At 43.1% G+C, this 16,183-nt stretch carries 16 protein-coding genes and 1 riboswitch; of the genes, 11 read left to right on the top strand and 5 right to left on the bottom strand.

The genetic code is table 11. The features are described from left to right. Nucleotides 1–46: 46 nt before the first annotated feature. The 4 genes from M1K46_RS00305 to M1K46_RS00290 form a co-directional block, all read right to left on the bottom strand. On the bottom strand, nt 47–1,441 hold the full coding sequence (locus M1K46_RS00305) for a GntP family permease (protein WP_256224395.1): 1,395 nt from the start codon (nt 1,439–1,441) through the stop codon (nt 47–49). Between the two features lie 386 nt (nt 1,442–1,827). After that, a complete protein-coding gene (locus tag M1K46_RS00300; RefSeq protein WP_234293211.1) occupies nt 1,828–2,505 on the bottom strand; it encodes a CoA transferase subunit B in 678 nt (225 codons plus the stop codon). Between the two features lie 18 nt (nt 2,506–2,523). Further along, nucleotides 2,524–3,213: a CoA transferase subunit A gene (locus M1K46_RS00295; protein ID WP_256224394.1), complete on the bottom strand. Its 690-nt coding sequence runs from the start codon at nt 3,211–3,213 to the stop codon at nt 2,524–2,526. Nucleotides 3,214–3,455: 242 nt separating this feature from the next. Further along, a complete protein-coding gene (locus M1K46_RS00290) occupies nt 3,456–4,337 on the bottom strand; it encodes a hypothetical protein (RefSeq protein WP_091003283.1) in 882 nt (293 codons plus the stop codon). A gap of 206 nt (nt 4,338–4,543) precedes the next feature. On the opposite strand from M1K46_RS00290, the gene M1K46_RS00285 reads away from it, so the two are divergent. The 6 genes from M1K46_RS00285 to M1K46_RS00260 all read left to right on the top strand — a co-directional run bounded on the left by M1K46_RS00285 (nt 4,544) and on the right by M1K46_RS00260 (nt 11,305). Next, nucleotides 4,544–6,940 (top strand): 3-hydroxyacyl-CoA dehydrogenase/enoyl-CoA hydratase family protein, encoded by a 2,397-nt coding sequence (locus M1K46_RS00285; protein WP_256224393.1) that lies wholly within the window; start codon nt 4,544–4,546, stop codon nt 6,938–6,940. Between the two features lie 14 nt (nt 6,941–6,954). Beyond that, nucleotides 6,955–8,136, top strand: coding sequence for an acetyl-CoA C-acetyltransferase (locus M1K46_RS00280; RefSeq protein ID WP_256224392.1), 1,182 nt, complete (start codon nt 6,955–6,957; stop codon nt 8,134–8,136). A 22-nt stretch (nt 8,137–8,158) separates the two neighbouring features. After that, nucleotides 8,159–9,943 carry an acyl-CoA dehydrogenase family protein gene (locus M1K46_RS00275; protein WP_256224391.1) on the top strand — a complete coding sequence of 595 codons (1,785 nt, stop codon included), beginning with the start codon at nt 8,159–8,161 and terminating at the stop codon, nt 9,941–9,943. Between the two features lie 211 nt (nt 9,944–10,154). Next, the gene (locus M1K46_RS00270) at nt 10,155–10,514 is read left to right on the top strand and encodes an arsenate reductase family protein (RefSeq protein ID WP_091003290.1); all 360 of its coding nucleotides are present in this window, start codon (nt 10,155–10,157) and stop codon (nt 10,512–10,514) included. 76 nt (nt 10,515–10,590) lie between these two features. Beyond that, nucleotides 10,591–10,977: a glycine cleavage system protein GcvH gene (gene gcvH / locus M1K46_RS00265; protein ID WP_053357260.1), complete on the top strand. Its 387-nt coding sequence runs from the start codon at nt 10,591–10,593 to the stop codon at nt 10,975–10,977. A gap of 79 nt (nt 10,978–11,056) precedes the next feature. Next, nucleotides 11,057–11,305 carry a YusG family protein gene (locus M1K46_RS00260; RefSeq protein ID WP_234293213.1) on the top strand — a complete coding sequence of 83 codons (249 nt, stop codon included), beginning with the start codon at nt 11,057–11,059 and terminating at the stop codon, nt 11,303–11,305. 59 nt (nt 11,306–11,364) lie between these two features. Here M1K46_RS00260 and M1K46_RS00255 read toward each other — a convergent pair whose 3' ends face one another. Continuing rightward, entirely contained in the window at nt 11,365–11,748 is a 384-nt protein-coding gene (locus M1K46_RS00255; protein ID WP_062233086.1) for a KGG domain-containing protein, read from the bottom strand. A 304-nt stretch (nt 11,749–12,052) separates the two neighbouring features. Between M1K46_RS00255 and M1K46_RS00250 the strand changes: the two genes are divergently transcribed. From M1K46_RS00250 to M1K46_RS00230, 5 genes are all read left to right on the top strand, one after another. Further along, nucleotides 12,053–12,400: a toprim domain-containing protein gene (locus tag M1K46_RS00250; protein ID WP_062233090.1), complete on the top strand. Its 348-nt coding sequence runs from the start codon at nt 12,053–12,055 to the stop codon at nt 12,398–12,400. A 165-nt stretch (nt 12,401–12,565) separates the two neighbouring features. Beyond that, entirely contained in the window at nt 12,566–12,895 is a 330-nt protein-coding gene (locus M1K46_RS00245; RefSeq protein WP_256224390.1) for a thioredoxin family protein, read from the top strand. Nucleotides 12,896–13,299: 404 nt separating this feature from the next. After that, nucleotides 13,300–14,046, top strand: a complete 747-nt coding sequence (gene sigI / locus M1K46_RS00240) for an RNA polymerase sigma-I factor (RefSeq protein WP_091003296.1) — start codon at nt 13,300–13,302, stop codon at nt 14,044–14,046. 131 nt (nt 14,047–14,177) lie between these two features. Further along, a complete protein-coding gene (locus tag M1K46_RS00235) occupies nt 14,178–15,461 on the top strand; it encodes an anti-sigma factor domain-containing protein (RefSeq protein WP_256224389.1) in 1,284 nt (427 codons plus the stop codon). Between the two features lie 102 nt (nt 15,462–15,563). After that, nucleotides 15,564–15,866: a hypothetical protein gene (locus M1K46_RS00230; RefSeq protein ID WP_053357267.1), complete on the top strand. Its 303-nt coding sequence runs from the start codon at nt 15,564–15,566 to the stop codon at nt 15,864–15,866. A 121-nt stretch (nt 15,867–15,987) separates the two neighbouring features. Further along, nucleotides 15,988–16,101: riboswitch (SAM riboswitch) on the top strand. Nucleotides 16,102–16,183 lie beyond the last annotated feature (82 nt).

Here is a 16,183-nt window from a genome sequence, read left to right as displayed (position 1 = left end):
AAGGCTGAAAACGTGTTTCTTGTTTTCGGGTGCTTGCGCTTTTCTTTTAAACGATGCCGAAAAGATAATAAAGGGCGATTACAAAAAATACAGCAATTGTTTTAATGGCAGTCATCGCAAAAATATCAATATAGGACTGCTTATGTGTTAATCCGGTAACCGCCAGCAAGGTAATAACCGCTCCGTTATGAGGAAGTGTATCCATGCCTCCGCTTGCCATGGAAGCTACTCTGTGAAGCACTTCAGGATCAATTCCGAGCTTATCGGCCTGGGCGATATATTTGTCCCCCATCGTGGCCAGGGCAATACTCAAACCGCCGGAAGCCGAACCGGTAATACCAGCCAGTGCAGTCGTAGTTACGGCTTCGTTAACAAGCGGGTCCTGAATTGTTTCAGCCATGCCTTTATTGACAGAAGCAAAACCAGGTAGCGCAGCGATAACTCCACCAAATCCGTATTCGGAAGCGGTATTGAGTGTAGCGAGCAGTGCTCCGCCGATTGAAAGATTGATGCCGGCGTTGAAATTTGATTTTACTTGTCTGAAAGCAAACAGGAGAACTGTTACAATTCCGATGACAAGAGCACCTTCAACCGCCCACACCGCAGCAAGTTTCGGAATTTCAACCGGAGGAACATCCTTCATTCCGATTTTTGTGAAATCAAAAACGGTGCCGTAATACTTTGGAATCATGTTTGTAAATACTTTATTGAAAATACCGACGAGAAGAAGGGGAAGAATGGCAATAAAAGCATTTGGCAGCACTTCATCCGGAATTTGTTCCGGCTCGTTAATATGGCCTGTTCCATAGCCCTCTCCAGCTCTTGCTGCTTTTCTTCTTCTCCATTCTAAATAGGTCATACCAATCGCAAGAACAAATAGACCACCGATCAATCCCAGCCAAGGTGCAGCCCACGTATCCGTTTTAAAAAACGGGGTAGGGATGATGTTCTGAATCTGAGGTGTTCCAGGGAAAGCATCCATTGTAAAGGTGAACGCGCCAAGTGCGATCGTTCCAGGAATGAGGCGTTTTGGAATATCCGCAGCCTTGAACAATTCAGAAGCAAACGGATAGAGTGCAAAAGCTACTACGAACAGGGAGACGCCGCCGTAGGTAAGGATGGCGCCGACTAGGACAATAGCCAGCATTGCTCTGCTCGGCCCGATTAATTTGATGACTGCTCTTGTTATGGATTTTGCAAAGCCTGACATTTCTATGACTTTACCGAAAATCGCTCCAAGTAAGAAGACCGGGAAATATAGTTTAATAAATCCGACCATCTTTTCCATGAACACTCCCGAGAAGAACGGAAGTACATGGCCTGGATCTGTTAAAAGCACCGCGAACAGTGCCGCGATCGGTGCAAATAAAATGACGCTGAAGCCACGGTACGCGACAAACATGAGGAAAAATAAAGCCAATAAAATAATAATGATATCCACTAGGTAACCCCCCTATAGTGTTTCTGACCTGAATGCCACACTCTGTTTTTTGCAAGGCTGTTTTCGCAACCTTTGTTGCTATTGAGCTGGTTGATCTCCGTTTCAGGATGCTCGCTTTCCGCGGGGCGTGCGCTGAGCCCCGCGGCGCACGCGCCTGCGTGTCCCACCTGTCACGCTTCCCCCGCAGGACAAGGAAGGCTTCGGCAGCGTTATATCGCACGAAGAAAATGTGAATTTCATTTTCGAGGAGTCTCGCACCTTGCACTCCTCTCAACTTGTCTATGAAGTTTCTTTACAAAAATGTTCCCCAGGCAACAATCTTTTAGAAAAGAGCATTTTGCAAAACGGTTGAAGGAACTGCATCACTCCTTTCATACTGCAGAAAATCAGTAGGCTTCCAGCTTAATATTCTTTGAAACTGAAAGCTTAGGCTCAGTGCATTGCTGGATGTCCTCCACGGAAAAGCCTTGTGCGACTTCTACAAGCTCCAAACCGTTCTCGGTTACGTCCATAACGGCTCGTTCTGTGATGATCCGGTTAACGACGCCACACCCGGTTAACGGGAGAGTGCATTCATTTAAAATCTTGCTTTTCCCGTCTTTGCTGACATGGTCCATGATGACGATTATCTTTTTTGCTCCGTGGACAAGATCCATTGCGCCGCCCATGCCTTTTATCATTTTTCCGGGAATCATCCAGTTCGCGAGGTCACCGTTTCCGGAAACTTCCATGCCTCCAAGGATGGCAATATCAATATGCCCGCCCCGGATCATCCCGAAGGATTCTGCACTGTCAAAATAAGACGCTCCTTCGATGGCAGTGACCGTTTCTTTCCCGGCGTTGATTAAATCAGGATCAACATTCGCTTCATCAGGATAAGGTCCGATTCCCAAAAGTCCATTCTCAGACTGCAGAACGACACTTTTATCCGCCGAAATATAATTGGCAACAAGGGTAGGCATTCCAATTCCGAGGTTGACATAGTAACCGCTTTCAATTTCCTGTTCAGCACGTTTTGCGATCTTTTCTCTAATCGCTTTCTTATCCATTACATTCGTACCCATTCATATCCTCCGTTCCGGTTAATTGGCAACTGTTAACCTTTCAATTCTTTTTTCCTGTGAACCGACAATAAGGGACTGGACATAGATGCCGGGAGTGTGGATGGCATCCGCCTCCAAAAATCCTGTTTCATTAAGCTCTTCTATTTCTGCGATCGTCACCTTGCCTGCTGCAGCCATCATAGGATTAAAGTTTCTCGCTGTTTTGTGGTAGATCAGGTTACCCATTCTGTCGGCTTTGGCCGCACGAACGAGGCTGAAGTCTGCCTGAAGTCCAGTTTCCAGCATGTATTCTTTCCCGCCGAAAGATCGGATTTCTCTGCCTTCAGCAAGTGGAGTACCCACTCCAGCAGGGGTATAAAACGCAGGGATGCCAGCACCGCCGGCTCGAATCCTTTCTGCCAATGTGCCTTGCGGGAGCAGTTCGACTTCAATTTCACCTGATAAAACTTGCCGCTCAAATTCTTTGTTCTCTCCTACATAAGAACCTACCATCTTCTTTATCTGTTTATTTTTCAAAAGCAGGCCAAGTCCCCAATCATCCACCCCGCAGTTATTGGAGATGACTGTTAAATCTTTTGTCCCTTTCTCAACAAGGGCCAGAATCAGATTTTCAGGGATACCGACCAGTCCGAAGCCGCCTACCATGAGTACGGAACCGTCCTGAATGTCCTTTACGGCTTCTTGAAATGAAGATATTACAGGTTTCATAAGCATTCACTCCTTTTTTCTGCTCTGTTTTCTATCTTGCAAGTTCCGTGCCAAAACGAAGAAATTAAAGCGCTATCAGACTTTTGAAATTTTTATGAATATTTCAAGAAGATTATATTCCGAAATTCCGGAAAGGAAAGAGGACGAATGGCATGAAAGTCCATGTATGTTAAGAATGGATCGAATTCCGGAAAAACGGAAATGATTCCGAATTTCCGGAAAAACTCCGTCATAAACTTTAACTATCCATTAACTTTATTAATGGTTTTCCAGAGCTTGGACAATGAGGAACTGATATGGTCGATGATTTTGTCCGTTTTAAAATAATAGAGGTGGGAGAGGGGCGACCAAGAAGCAAAAAGATTTCCTGTGTTCACTTCAATGTCTTTTGTCACCGACCGGCTGTATTCCTCATTTAATGTTTTTAAAGGAAATGCAATAACGTCATCCTGATCATAAAAATTAACCCATTCTCCTTGAACATGGCTGTAATGCTTTTTTAAATGAGGCGATGGGACGCGGATGGGACTGTCAAAATCTGAATATCTTAACGTCCATAAAGGCATGGGAGTCCCCATCATATAAAAGCTGGCTAGGGTTTCACCGTTTTCCAGAGGATTATTTGACTTTAAGCTTTTGATGCTGTCAGGTATTTTTTCCGGGATAAATTGAAGGTCATAAAAATAATTGCTCGCTATAACCGTGCCAAGGCTGTGAGAGACGACAGAAAGCGGAGTTTGATCTCCTGTTTTGTTCCGCAGTGTATGTAAGCCTTTCGCAACGGTTTCATGAACTCTTTCATAGTTTGGATTTAAATGCGAGGATGAAGCGGGAGCTGGCTGATAAGCGATAGCATCGCCGAAAAAGCGAATGACAAACTGACGAAGAGGGGCATAATTCAGCGAAATCTTCTTATTCATCGAAGTCCATAAATCTTCTTCCCTTTCATTGAATACGCCACCCCAAAAAACAGGGACCATTTCAATTTGCGTTTCAGGTGCATGATGAAAGGAAGCAATTTTTTGTCCGAAGCTATGTTTTAATGAATTCATAAAATCATCGGCGTACGTTTCATCCTGGTTGCCGATTCCGTGAAGGATCAGAACTCCTACTTTAACTGACATGACTTCACTTCCTTTGATGTTTTGATGAGTGATTAGGGCTTGGTTTTACTATGACAAAAACCTTTACAAAAAGAAAGAAAATTCTATGTTGTCAAAATAATCGAAATGTCTTATGATGAGTATAGAACTAAATTTAAAAAGTAGTCATTTATTTTTTACCCTAAAAATGAATGAGTGTTCATTCAATAGCTGAAGGAGGAAATAAGATGGCCATAACCATTCAAAAGGCTGCTGTTTTGGGGTCTGGAGTGATGGGAGCAGGAATCGCTGCACATCTCGCGAATGTAGGAATCCCTACTTTGCTTCTGGATATGGTGCCGAGAGAGTTGTCAGAGGCTGAAAAGGCAAAAGGCATTACGGAAGACAGCCCCCAGTTCCGCAACAGACTCACCATACAGGCAAAGGAAAGAATGCTTAAACAAAAACCAGCACCTCTGGCGGTAAAAGAGAATCTTGATTTAATTTCAGTCGGCAACTTTACAGATGACTTATCCAAGCTGAATGATGTGGACTGGATCATTGAGGTCGTTGTTGAACGGCTGGATGTAAAGCGACAGATTTTTGAACAAGTGGAACAATTCCGAAAGAAAGGTTCAATTATTAGCTCTAACACATCAGGTATTTCCATCCATGCGATGGCAGCGGATCGTTCTGACGATTTTAAAGAACATTTCCTAGGCACGCATTTCTTTAATCCGCCGCGATACTTAAAACTGTTGGAAATCATCCCAACAAAGGATACCAGCCCTGAGATCGTTTCTTTTATGAAGGAATTTGGGGAGAACATACTTGGAAAAGGCGTAGTCGTAGCAAAAGATACACCGAACTTCATCGCCAACAGGATTGGAACATACGGCCTGATGGTCACGGTTCAGGAAATGATGAAACAGGGGTACAGCGTAGGGGAGATTGATTCTGTGACAGGCCCGCTGATCGGCCGCCCGAAAAGTGCGACCTTCAGGACCCTTGACGTAGTAGGATTGGATACCTTCCTCCACGTGGCAAGAAACGTATATGACCAAGTCGAAGGAAAAGAAAAAGAAGTGTTTGATGTTCCTCCATTCTTGAACGAAATGGTGGAAAAAGGGTGGATGGGAAGCAAATCCGGCCAAGGCTTCTATTTAAAGCAGAAGAGCAAGCAGGGAGCAGAGATCCTTGAACTGGATCCTGCTACACTGGAATACAAGCCGCGCCAAAAACTGAAGACCGCCACCACAGAACAGGCAAAACAATTGAAGACAACAGAGCAAAAAGTGAAAGCGCTTTTATATAGTAAAGACCGTGCAGGAGAGATGCTTTGGTCGATCGTTAAACCGGTATTGATCTACTCTGCTGAAAAAGCGTATGAAATCGCGGATGATATTGTTGCCATCGATAATGCGATGAAATGGGGCTTCGGATGGGAGCACGGACCGTTTGAGATCTGGGATGCCATCGGAGTGAAAGAATCCGTTAAACGCATGACGGATGAAGGAGAGACTGTACCATCCTGGATTCATGAGTTTGTTGAAAGCGGAAACAATTCTTTCTACCAGACAGAGCAGGGTGAAGTTTCGTTCTACCATAACGGTGACTATAGAAGAGTCAATGAAAACAAAAAGACGATTCACCTTTCATTGCTGAAAAACAAAGGAAACCTGATCACAAAGAACAACGGTGCGAGTCTGATCGACATGGGGGACGGGGTAGCCTGTTTAGAATTTACGTCTCCAAACAACGCCATGGGCCCTGATATCATCATGATGATCCATAAAGCGCTGGAAGAAGTAGAAAGAAATTACGAAGGGCTTGTCATCGGAAACCAGGGGAAAAACTTCTGCGTCGGTGCCAACCTGATGCTAATTTTAATGGAAGCACAAGATGACAATTTTTATGAGCTGGATATGATGGTCCGCCAGTTCCAGAATACGATGGGCATGGTGCGCTACAGTAAAAAACCGGTCGTCACCGCAAACTTTGGCATGAGCCTTGGCGGAGGAGTGGAAGTTTCTCTTCCTGCAGCTGAGATGCAAATGTCGTCTGAAACATATATGGGCCTTGTGGAAGTAGGTGTCGGGTTAATCCCTGGCGGTGGCGGAAACAAAGAATTGCTGCTTCGCCAGGTGGAACGTCTGCCTAAAGGTGCAAAATTGGATCTTCAAGGTGTTGTTAACCAAGTGTTTGAAACCATTGCGATGGCCAAGGTTTCTACTTCAGCACAAGAAGCTGAAAAGCTTGGATTCTTAAGGCCGCAGGATGGAATCTCTGTTAACAGCGATCATCTTCTGTATGATGCCAAACAGCGCGTGCTTTCATTGGCGAAGCAGGGGTACCAGCCGCCGAAACACAAAAAGATACCGGTTGTTGGTGAAGCAGGTTATGCGACACTTTCACTCGGTGCTGAAACGATGAGATTTGGGGGCTACGTCTCCGAGCATGATCTGAAAATAGCTAAAAAACTCGCCTTCGTCCTGTCAGGCGGAAGAGTCCCTGAAGGAACACTGGTCGATGAACAATATTTATTGGATCTCGAACGGGAAGCTTTCCTGAGTCTTGCGGGTGAGCCAAAATCCCAAGCAAGAATGCAGTATATGCTGACTAAAGGTAAACCGCTTCGCAACTAAAAGGAGGGGAAACAATGCTAAAAGAAGCTGTAATCGTAGCAGGAGCAAGAACACCGATAGGCAAAGCAAAAAAAGGATCATTCGCTCAAATGCGTTCAGATGAACTCGCAGCGATCACCGTAAAAGAAACACTGCGGCGCGCTGGCGGCTATGACGGCCCGATTGACGATCTCATCATGGGATGTGCCATTCCAGAGGCAGAACAGGGCATGAACATGGCAAGATTGATCGGGGCGAGAGCAGGCCTCCCGGATACCATTCCGGCGATCACCGTTAACCGGTTCTGTTCCTCAGGACTTCAAAGTATTGCTTATGGCGCTGAGAAAATTATGCTCGGTCATGCGCAGGCTGTTTTAGCCGGCGGAGCGGAATCTATGAGTTTGCTGCCGATGGAAGGCCATGTCATCAAACCGAATCCTCACCTGGTTGAAACAGTTCCTCAATATTACATGGGGATGGGATTCACAGCCGAGGAAGTGGCAAAGCGATTTGGTGTAACGAGGGAAGATCAGGATGCCTTTGCGGTTCGAAGCCATCAAAATGCTGCACGAGCCATTAAAGAAGGCAGATTCAAGGATGAAATCGTACCTGTCTCCGTCACAAGACGATGGCTTGGGGAAGACAACAAGCTAAAAGAAAAAGAGTTCATGGTTGATACGGACGAGGGCGTTCGTGCTGATACCTCATTAGAAGGCCTTGCTCGCCTGCGCCCTGCATTTTCCATTAATGGTTCTGTAACAGCAGGCAACGCATCACAAACGAGTGATGGGGCTGCGACCGTTCTTGTGATGGACCGTGAGAAAGCAGAAGCAGAAGGCTTGACGCCGCTGCTGAAGTTCAGAAGCTTTGCCGTGGCGGGTGTACCGCCTGAAATCATGGGGATCGGTCCTGTCGCTGCTGTTCCTAAAGCGTTAAAACTTGCGGGACTTGAAGTATCCGATATCGGCTTGTTCGAGCTCAATGAAGCGTTCGCCTCACAGGCTGTGCAAGTGATTCGTGAGCTGGGTCTTCCGGAAGACAGAGTCAATGTCAACGGAGGAGGAATCGCTCTCGGCCATCCGCTTGGATGCTCCGGAGCAAAGCTTACTCTCACGCTTCTTCACGAAATGAAGCGAAGAGGAGAGCAGTTTGGTGTCGTAACCATGTGTATCGGCGGCGGAATGGGCGCTGCTGGCGTATTCGAATTAGTAGGCTAATCCAATACAGGAGGGTATAAACATGTCTAACACAATGGAAAAGGTTTTTAAAGGCGGAAGCTTTTTAGTGGAAGATATTCAGGCAGAGGACCTCTTTACACCAGAGGATTTTTCAGAAGAACACCTCATGATCGCCAAAACAACTGAGGATTATGTGGGTAAAGAAGTTGTTCCGCAGCTTGATAAGCTCGAGAACCATGAGTTCGATATTTCCAGGAAGCTCCTGACGAAAGCGGGAGAGCTGGGTCTTCTTGGTGCTGATGTTCCTGAAGAATACGGCGGCCTTGGACTTGATAAAATTTCTTCTTCCTTAATTACTGAGAAATTTGCACGCGGACGCGGCTTTTCAATCAGCTATGGTGCCCACGTCGGAATCGGTTCACTGCCGATTGTCCTCTTTGGTAACGAAGAACAGAAGAAAAAGTATCTGCCTGATCTGGCAGTAGGAGCAAAAATTGCAGCTTATGCACTCACTGAGCCAGGATCTGGTTCCGATGCTCTAGGTGCCAAAACTACGGCGAGGCTGAACGCTGAAGGCACACATTATGTGCTGAACGGAGAAAAGCAATGGATCACAAACTCCGCTTTTGCCGATGTTTTTGTCGTGTATGCGAAAATTGATGGAGAACAATTCTCTGCGTTTATCGTAGAAAGGGATTATCCGGGCGTTTCCACAGGGCCGGAAGAAAAGAAAATGGGTATCAAATCTTCATCCACCCGAACGCTTATTTTAGAAGACGTTCACGTGCCGAAAGAAAATCTTCTTGGTGAGCCGGGAAGAGGGCATGTGATCGCGTTTAACATTTTGAACATCGGACGCTATAAGCTTGCGATCGGATGCGTGGGTGCTGCGAAACGCGGAATCGAAGTTTCTGCGAAGTATGCGAACGAGCGCTCTCAATTCAAACGCAAAATCAGTTCCTTTAGCCTGATTCAGGAAAAGATCGCTAACATGGCGCTTCAAACATATGCGTCAGAAAGCTCGGTTTACCGGACAGTCGGTTTGTTTGAGACACGTCTCGGCAGCCTGAGTGAAGAAGCTCAAAAGGATGGGCTGCAAATCGGAAAAGCCATTGCTGAATATGCGATTGAATGCTCAATAAACAAGTTCTTCGCCTCTGAAGTGCTGGATTATGTAGCTGACGAAGCTGTCCAGATTCATGGCGGATATGGCTTCATGAGTGAATATGAAGTCGAGGGAATGTACCGAGATGCCCGTATTAATCGTATTTTTGAAGGAACAAACGAGATCAACCGCTTATTAGTGCCAGGCACCCTCGTCCGTAAAGCGATGAAAGGTGAGCTTCCTCTAATCGAGAAAGCGACCGCGCTTCAGAATGAGCTCATGATGATGATGCCACAGGAAGTAGGAACGGAGCCGCTTGAGCAGGAGAAATATCTTGTAAGCATGGCGAAAAAGGTCATACTGATGGTAGCTGGTCTCGCAGTTCAAAAGTTTGGACCAAAGCTTGAAAACGAGCAAGAGCTGCTTGCCAACATGGCGGATTTGGTCAGTGAAGTGTACGCGATGGAATCTGTCGTTCTTCGTACGGAAAAAGCGATCAACAGAACAAGTCTTGAAAGAAACACGCAAAAAATGCTTATGACAGAAGTGTTCTGTCAGGAAGCTTTCAACCGCATCGAAGCACATGCGAAGGAATCCATTATCGGAGTGGAAGAAGGGGACACTTTGCGCATGATGCTGTCCGCACTGCGTAAGCTTACCCGCCACACACCGATCAACGTGATCAAGAAGAAACGTGAAATTGCTGCTGTTGTTTTGGAAGAAGAACGCTACGTTATCTAAATTTATTCTAATAATGCCTTATCTTGAAACATACTCTCTCAATTTGGCTCCGGTGATTCACCGGAGCACTTTTTTTATTTAATACGGTGCCAGGCACCGAAATTACACAAGTGTCAAAAAGCAGTGCCAGGCACCGAGATAAGTGATTAATTTCCCTTTACCTGGCTAGACTATTTTGTGTTACTATGGAATGGAAGGAGTGAGAAATTGCATGAGTATAACCTTTTATCAATACCCAAAATGCGGAACATGCCAAAAGGCTAAAAAGTGGCTGGATTCCCATGATGTTGAGTTTGAATCCGTACATATCGTCGAAAACCCTCCTTCTAAAGAGGAAATCAAAGAGCTGGTAGAAAAGAGCGGCCTTGATATCAAAAAGTTCTTTAATACGAGCGGGATGAAATACAGGGAGCTTGGCTTGAAGGACAAGGTGAAAACAGCTTCCGAAGATGAGCTGCTGAATCTTTTGGCTTCTGACGGCATGCTGCTGAAACGCCCGATCACTACAGATGGAAACAAGGTAACAGTCGGCTTTAACGAAGGTGCCTATAACGAAACTTGGAGTAAGTGATGTAATTAGTTGCTTAACTATAATAAATTTAATATTATAGTTATTATAAATAACAAGAAAAGCTGGAGGGATACAAATGAATTTTCCAAAAGAATTGCGTTATTCAGAAGAACACGAATGGGTAAAAGTTGAAGATGGAAATAAGGTAAGAATCGGTATTACTGACTTTGCACAGGATGAACTGGGTGATATCGTATTTGTAGAGCTTCCAGAAGTGGGCGATGAAATTAAAGCGGACGAGCCTTTTGGCAGTGTTGAATCTGTTAAAACAGTCTCTGAACTTTATGCTCCAATCTCTGGCAAGGTGGTTGAAATCAACGAAGATCTTGATGACAGCCCTGAGCTTGTAAACGAATCTGCTTATGAAAAAGCTTGGATGATCGTTGTTGAGGCATCTGATCTTTCTGAGACAGAAAACCTAATGACAGCTGAACAATATGAGGAAATGACAAAAGAAGACTAATCCCTTATTTTAAGTATTTTTGATGAGTACTCAGCTTCTTTCCGGAGACAATACTTCTATGGAAGGAAGTGAGTGTTCATTGGGTTCAAAAAACTCAGGATCTAAATCGGACATTACGTCAAAAGTGTATGGAAAAATGGATACAGGTTACATGTCCCTGTTCCATGATAACCAGAAAATAGGCCGCGTCATCTTTTCCGATCAAGGAAATCAGTATGAAATGGCTGAAGGCTTTGAATTTGATGCTGACAAAATTTATAAAAAAGACAACAGTTCTGCAGAATATCCCCAAAGTTACGTACAGGGATGCGATGAGGGCTGGTGTTAGTTAGAAAAGTGTAAAAAAGGGCAAACCCTCAGGGCTTGTCCTTTTTGCAATTTTATATATTAATCGCTGCTGCGGCTGTTACCGCCTTTTTTGCCGATTTCTCTGTAAAAATCTTTGTTATGGCTGTCGGAAGTAGCTTCTCCGCCCTTTTTACCGATCTCCTGATAAAAATCCTTATCATGGCTATCAGCCGTCGACTTACCGCCTTTTTTGCCAATATCTTGATAGAAGTCTTTATCATGGCTGGATGCAGTTGATACTCCGCCTTTTTGACCGATTTCCTGGTAGAAGTTTTGATCGTGGCTTTTAGAAGTAGCATTTCCGCCCTTTTTGCCGATTTCCTGATAAAAATCTTTGCCACGGGTTTTAGACGTTTTTTGACCGCCCATGCGCCCTGCTTCTTCTCTGCTCATTCCGTCTCGGTTGTCATTATTCTTAGCCATTTCAAAATTCCTCCTTATATATGGTAAATAGTGTGTTCCCAACAGCTATTCACTTTGTGCTGTTGGACTTAGAGAAACCATATCCCCTTTTCGCAATGGTTAAACAGCTTTAATCGAAGTTAGTACGAAACTCCTTATTAAGTTGGCTGCTTGTAGGAAAATGGGTTACATATACATAAATAGTTGTCTGATTTATTAACAATCAATGGAGGATTCTAATAAAATAAAGGGTATTATAGTAAGTAAGAAAAAAATATCAATCGCATTAATACTCGTTCTTTAGCAGATATAGGAGAGATGATTGATGAATAACAACTTGGACAAAGTGATTATCGTTGAAGGGAAATCAGACAAGGAAAAACTGTTCTCCATTTTAAATGAGCCTGTTGAGATCATCTGTACCAATGGCACAATGGGGCTTTCCCGGCTTGAGGAACTTGCAATACAAATTGAAAACCGAGATGTCTATATACTGGTCGATGCGGACGAAGCTGGAGCAAAATTAAGAAAAATGCTTCAGCGGGAGCTTCCAAATGCAGAACATCTTTATATTCATAAAATGTACCGAGAAGTGGCAAAAACACCGCTCATGTATCTTGCCAATATTCTGCTTGGCGCTCGTTTCACCGTAAATAAAGAATGCCTGGGATAAGGAAAGCAAAATTGAACCGAAAGAAATCCTCTTTGAGGAGGATTTCTTAAGTTTGTATTTTACGTACTGTTATAAGCACGGTTGTTGACAGCACCTCTTAGATCCGGGATATTCAATTACATAGAGAAAAAATGGATCCGTAAAAAACTGCAATTGGAGAGAGATATGAGGGATTTAACTAATATAGAAATTCATAATTTTATTAAAGGTTCAACAGAGGAGCCAGCAGCTCTTTATATCCAGACACCGCTTTGCGGAACGTGTAAGATGGGAAGGCGGATGCTCGACATCACATTGGAAGCAATAAGCCAGTCAGAAACGTCTGAACCTAAAATCGGTGCTTGCAACCTAAATGCGATGCCGGAGCTTGCTGAAAAGTACAGCATCACCAGTGTCCCTTGCCTGCTTTTTTTACACAGGGGCATTGCCGTAAAGAAGATTTATGCCATGCAATCTGTTGATTTTTTGTATCAAAACGTAAAAAAGTACCTGTAAAAGACACGGATTGTGTCTTTTTTTGTTTTTAGGGGGTATTTTTTAAATGTAATACATGGTTTATGTGGTAAAATAAAGAAGAAATGTGTAATAAATTTTACAGAACGATTCAGGTGCAACAAAATGAAACGATATCTCCAAACAGCAGTAATAGCAAGCAAGTTACCGCTTCCGAACGATTTATGGGTCAAGACTGCAAAAATTATCCTTTTCAGGAACGTGACAAAAACATTACAATTGTTATAAGTCCTGTAACATTGTTATACAACTGTATCCTACAAACCTACGAATCAATGGTATAAATGTATAGGAGAGCTTGAAATATGTTTGCTCCTGTCGACTTTTGGAATGTATGATCATTTTATCCAAAAGTACAATACAACCTGGATTTAAGAGGTGAAACTATGTCTACTGCATTTGTACCAACTATTCGTAACAGCACACCACTCATTAACATTGAGGATAAAGTACTAAGAATTCAAAGAGGAAATGATTCCTTAAGAAATGAGCTGATCGAAGCTTACCAGCCATTTATTAAAAAAGTGACTTCAAAAGTTTGCAGTCAATATATAGATCGTACGATGGATGAATTTAGTGTAGGTCTTTACGCTTTCAATGAAGCCATTGATCAATATCAAGAAGGACAAGGAAGCCGTTTTCTTTCCTTTGCTGACATGGTAATCCGCCGCAGGGTTATCGACTATATCCGAAAAGAAGTTAGACAGAACCGTCTGATTTATTTGCAGCCGGATGAGGAAGATGAAGAAGGCCGTGTCGAGGACAGCTACGCAGAACAAAAAGCTGCCATGGAACATTACGAAGAAAAGATCCAGGCAGAGAACCGCGTGTATGAAATCGAAGAGTATCAAAAACTGCTGAAGGATTTCAGCCTTAATTTTAAAGTGTTAAGCAAACATTGCCCTAAGCATGTGGATGCAAGGGAAAACGCTAAAGAAATCGCTCGTTTGTTAGTGGAAAACCAGGAAATGGCTGAATTTTTATTGGAAAAAAAACAACTTCCTATAAAAGATTTGTTAAGTATGGTTTCCTGCAGTCGTAAAACAATAGAGAGAAATCGAAAATATATAATAGCGGTATCGCTAATATATCTAGGGGACTTTAAAGCGTTAAAGTCTTATATTCAGCCTTAAATAAGGGGAAGTTAAACGGTTGTAATTACTCGTGGGGACATCGTAATAAATAAGCAAAGCAAGAGAGCAGCAAAACCCATGATGGTTATGATACGAAGCAGATCCTTCGCCTAGCAGGAGGGATATGTGGGATGAAGAATGGAATTTTAATGGAAGTTAAGAAAGGGAAAGCCGTCCTATTAACGAAAGACGGTTGTTTCATCACCGTTAAGGTACCACGCGGAAAGCATCCGGTGGTAGGTATGGAATACAGCGTTTCAAGTTTTTCAAAAAGCAGAACACGCCAATTTATTTTTCCTTCTCTTTCACTTACAATAGCAGCATTGCTTATACTTGTTTTATTTTCAGGAGTAAATCCACTGGGCCGCAACGACAATACTGTTGCGGCTTATGTGAGTTTTGACGTAAATCCCAGCCTCGAAGCAGGAGTTAACAAAGACTTGCAAGTCATAAAAGTAAAAGCATATAACGCTGAGGGACGGGAAATTCTCCAATCATTAAAACAAAAGAAAAACATAAGCCTTTCCCACTTTGCTTCAGCTTTGCTGAATGCTTATGACAACAAAGGATATCTGAAGAAAAACCCGGATGTCATGATCGGAACAACCATCGTGAACCAAAATAATGACAAGCTTTTGTCTGCATTGGATGAGACTGTATCTTCAATTAAACGGAATGCATCCATCTATAATTCGAAAGCCGCCATCATGGTAAAGAATATTAATACAAATAAACGGAATGTTGCCCAAAAGAATGGGGTATCATCCGGAAAATATATGATGTACTTGGATGCTAGACGAAAAGATAAAAACATTTCTCTTAATGAAGTGAAGAACATGTCTTATACCGAGCTAAAGAGAAAGATAAAACCTGTACATGAAGAGCCGGAAGAATCCGGCTTTAAAAAAAACCATTCAGAAAAAATTCTTCGCAATCATAGAAATCTTGAACCCATAAAGATTAAGACGAGTTCCCTGCATAGTTCTTCTCTAAAAGAACATGCGAAAAAAGAAGTCAAAGAAGAAAGGATTGAACCCAAGCTAGAACCAAACAATAAACGTGCTGTCCCAAAAACCAAAAGGCACGAAGATCGAAAAAGCCGCAGTAAAGCTGAAGATAAAGAAAAAAATGAATCAAAAAAAGTAAAACCACATTCTTCAAAGCAACATCACGAACAGCCGATGTACAACAAGCAAGCAAAGAAAAATACTAATTTGAATACTGCTCCGAAACAGCATGTTCATGAAAAGAATAAACATGAAAACCATAAATGGGATAAGGGGAAAAGGCTTGAAAAAAGAGAGCAGAAAAATTCTCCCGTTCATCGGCCTGAAAAAAAGTACTGGAAAAAAGAACTGCAGAAAAATCATAAAAAGGCACAAATGAATAAAGAAATACATAAAAAGGCTGGCTAAAAGTCGACACTACGTTTAATAAACTGTCGAAGGAAAAATCAAGGAAGACACCAACCATCTCCCGAACATTAAGATATACATGTTTTTAAAAGGGGGATGTTTATGGATTGGGTTCTTTGGCAGGAACAGGTTCAAAAAACGGCCTTCCTTCAGCCGCTGATAGGCACGGAGACTCCCAGTGTGACGGCTGACGGAGAACGATTATGTTTTTCCTTCGTAAATAAGTATAACGGATCAGAACGGATATCCATGCTTACAGGCAGGATGGATGATTTGCATGAGGTGTTTGAAGGCCAGCAGCGTCTGAGCGATTTAATCAGGATAAAAAGAGTAACTTTTACGGGAACATACAGAGAACAGCTTAAGTTAGAATCTCTTCTGTTTTTATGCAAATTGGAGTCCTAAGCCAAAAGAATCGGGTCCTTCTATCTAAAAAACAGGAGTTATGGATTGACACTCCATAAAGGTGATGTTAAAATTCGAAACGTGTTAAGAAATGCTAACTATATAACGAATAACAAATTCGTTCTTATCGCGAGTGGTGGAGGGACTGGCCCTATGAAACCCGGCAACCGTTAAGCAGCTTCCTGTTTGAAAAGGTGCCAAATCCTGCAAAGCAAACTGCTTTGGGAGATGAGATGACGGTGCATATAAATTTTTATGCCCTTCTGCTCATGACCTGGCAGAAGGGCATTTTTTATTTTTCAGAAAGTGAGGGATCC

Source organism: Fictibacillus sp. WQ 8-8, assembly GCF_024494405.1.
Classification (GTDB): Bacteria; Bacillota; Bacilli; order Bacillales; family Fictibacillaceae; genus Fictibacillus_C; species Fictibacillus_C marinisediminis.
The sequence above is the reverse complement of the archived record's forward strand: the minus strand, read 5'-3'. Positions and strand labels throughout refer to the sequence as shown.

Coding starts and splice junctions, on each gene's coding strand:
- M1K46_RS00255 (WP_062233086.1), bottom strand. CDS start 11,748: ATGGCTAAGAATAATGACAACCGAGACGGAATGAGCAGAGAAGAAGCA.
- gcvH (WP_053357260.1), top strand. CDS start 10,591: ATGAATTTTCCAAAAGAATTGCGTTATTCAGAAGAACACGAATGGGTA.
- M1K46_RS00290 (WP_091003283.1), bottom strand. CDS start 4,337: ATGTCAGTTAAAGTAGGAGTTCTGATCCTTCACGGAATCGGCAACCAG.
- M1K46_RS00270 (WP_091003290.1), top strand. CDS start 10,155: ATGAGTATAACCTTTTATCAATACCCAAAATGCGGAACATGCCAAAAG.
- M1K46_RS00275 (WP_256224391.1), top strand. CDS start 8,159: ATGTCTAACACAATGGAAAAGGTTTTTAAAGGCGGAAGCTTTTTAGTG.
- M1K46_RS00245 (WP_256224390.1), top strand. CDS start 12,566: ATGAGGGATTTAACTAATATAGAAATTCATAATTTTATTAAAGGTTCA.
- M1K46_RS00230 (WP_053357267.1), top strand. CDS start 15,564: ATGGATTGGGTTCTTTGGCAGGAACAGGTTCAAAAAACGGCCTTCCTT.
- M1K46_RS00250 (WP_062233090.1), top strand. CDS start 12,053: ATGAATAACAACTTGGACAAAGTGATTATCGTTGAAGGGAAATCAGAC.
- sigI (WP_091003296.1), top strand. CDS start 13,300: ATGTCTACTGCATTTGTACCAACTATTCGTAACAGCACACCACTCATT.
- M1K46_RS00280 (WP_256224392.1), top strand. CDS start 6,955: ATGCTAAAAGAAGCTGTAATCGTAGCAGGAGCAAGAACACCGATAGGC.
- M1K46_RS00285 (WP_256224393.1), top strand. CDS start 4,544: ATGGCCATAACCATTCAAAAGGCTGCTGTTTTGGGGTCTGGAGTGATG.
- M1K46_RS00235 (WP_256224389.1), top strand. CDS start 14,178: ATGAAGAATGGAATTTTAATGGAAGTTAAGAAAGGGAAAGCCGTCCTA.
- M1K46_RS00295 (WP_256224394.1), bottom strand. CDS start 3,213: ATGAAACCTGTAATATCTTCATTTCAAGAAGCCGTAAAGGACATTCAG.
- M1K46_RS00300 (WP_234293211.1), bottom strand. CDS start 2,505: ATGGGTACGAATGTAATGGATAAGAAAGCGATTAGAGAAAAGATCGCA.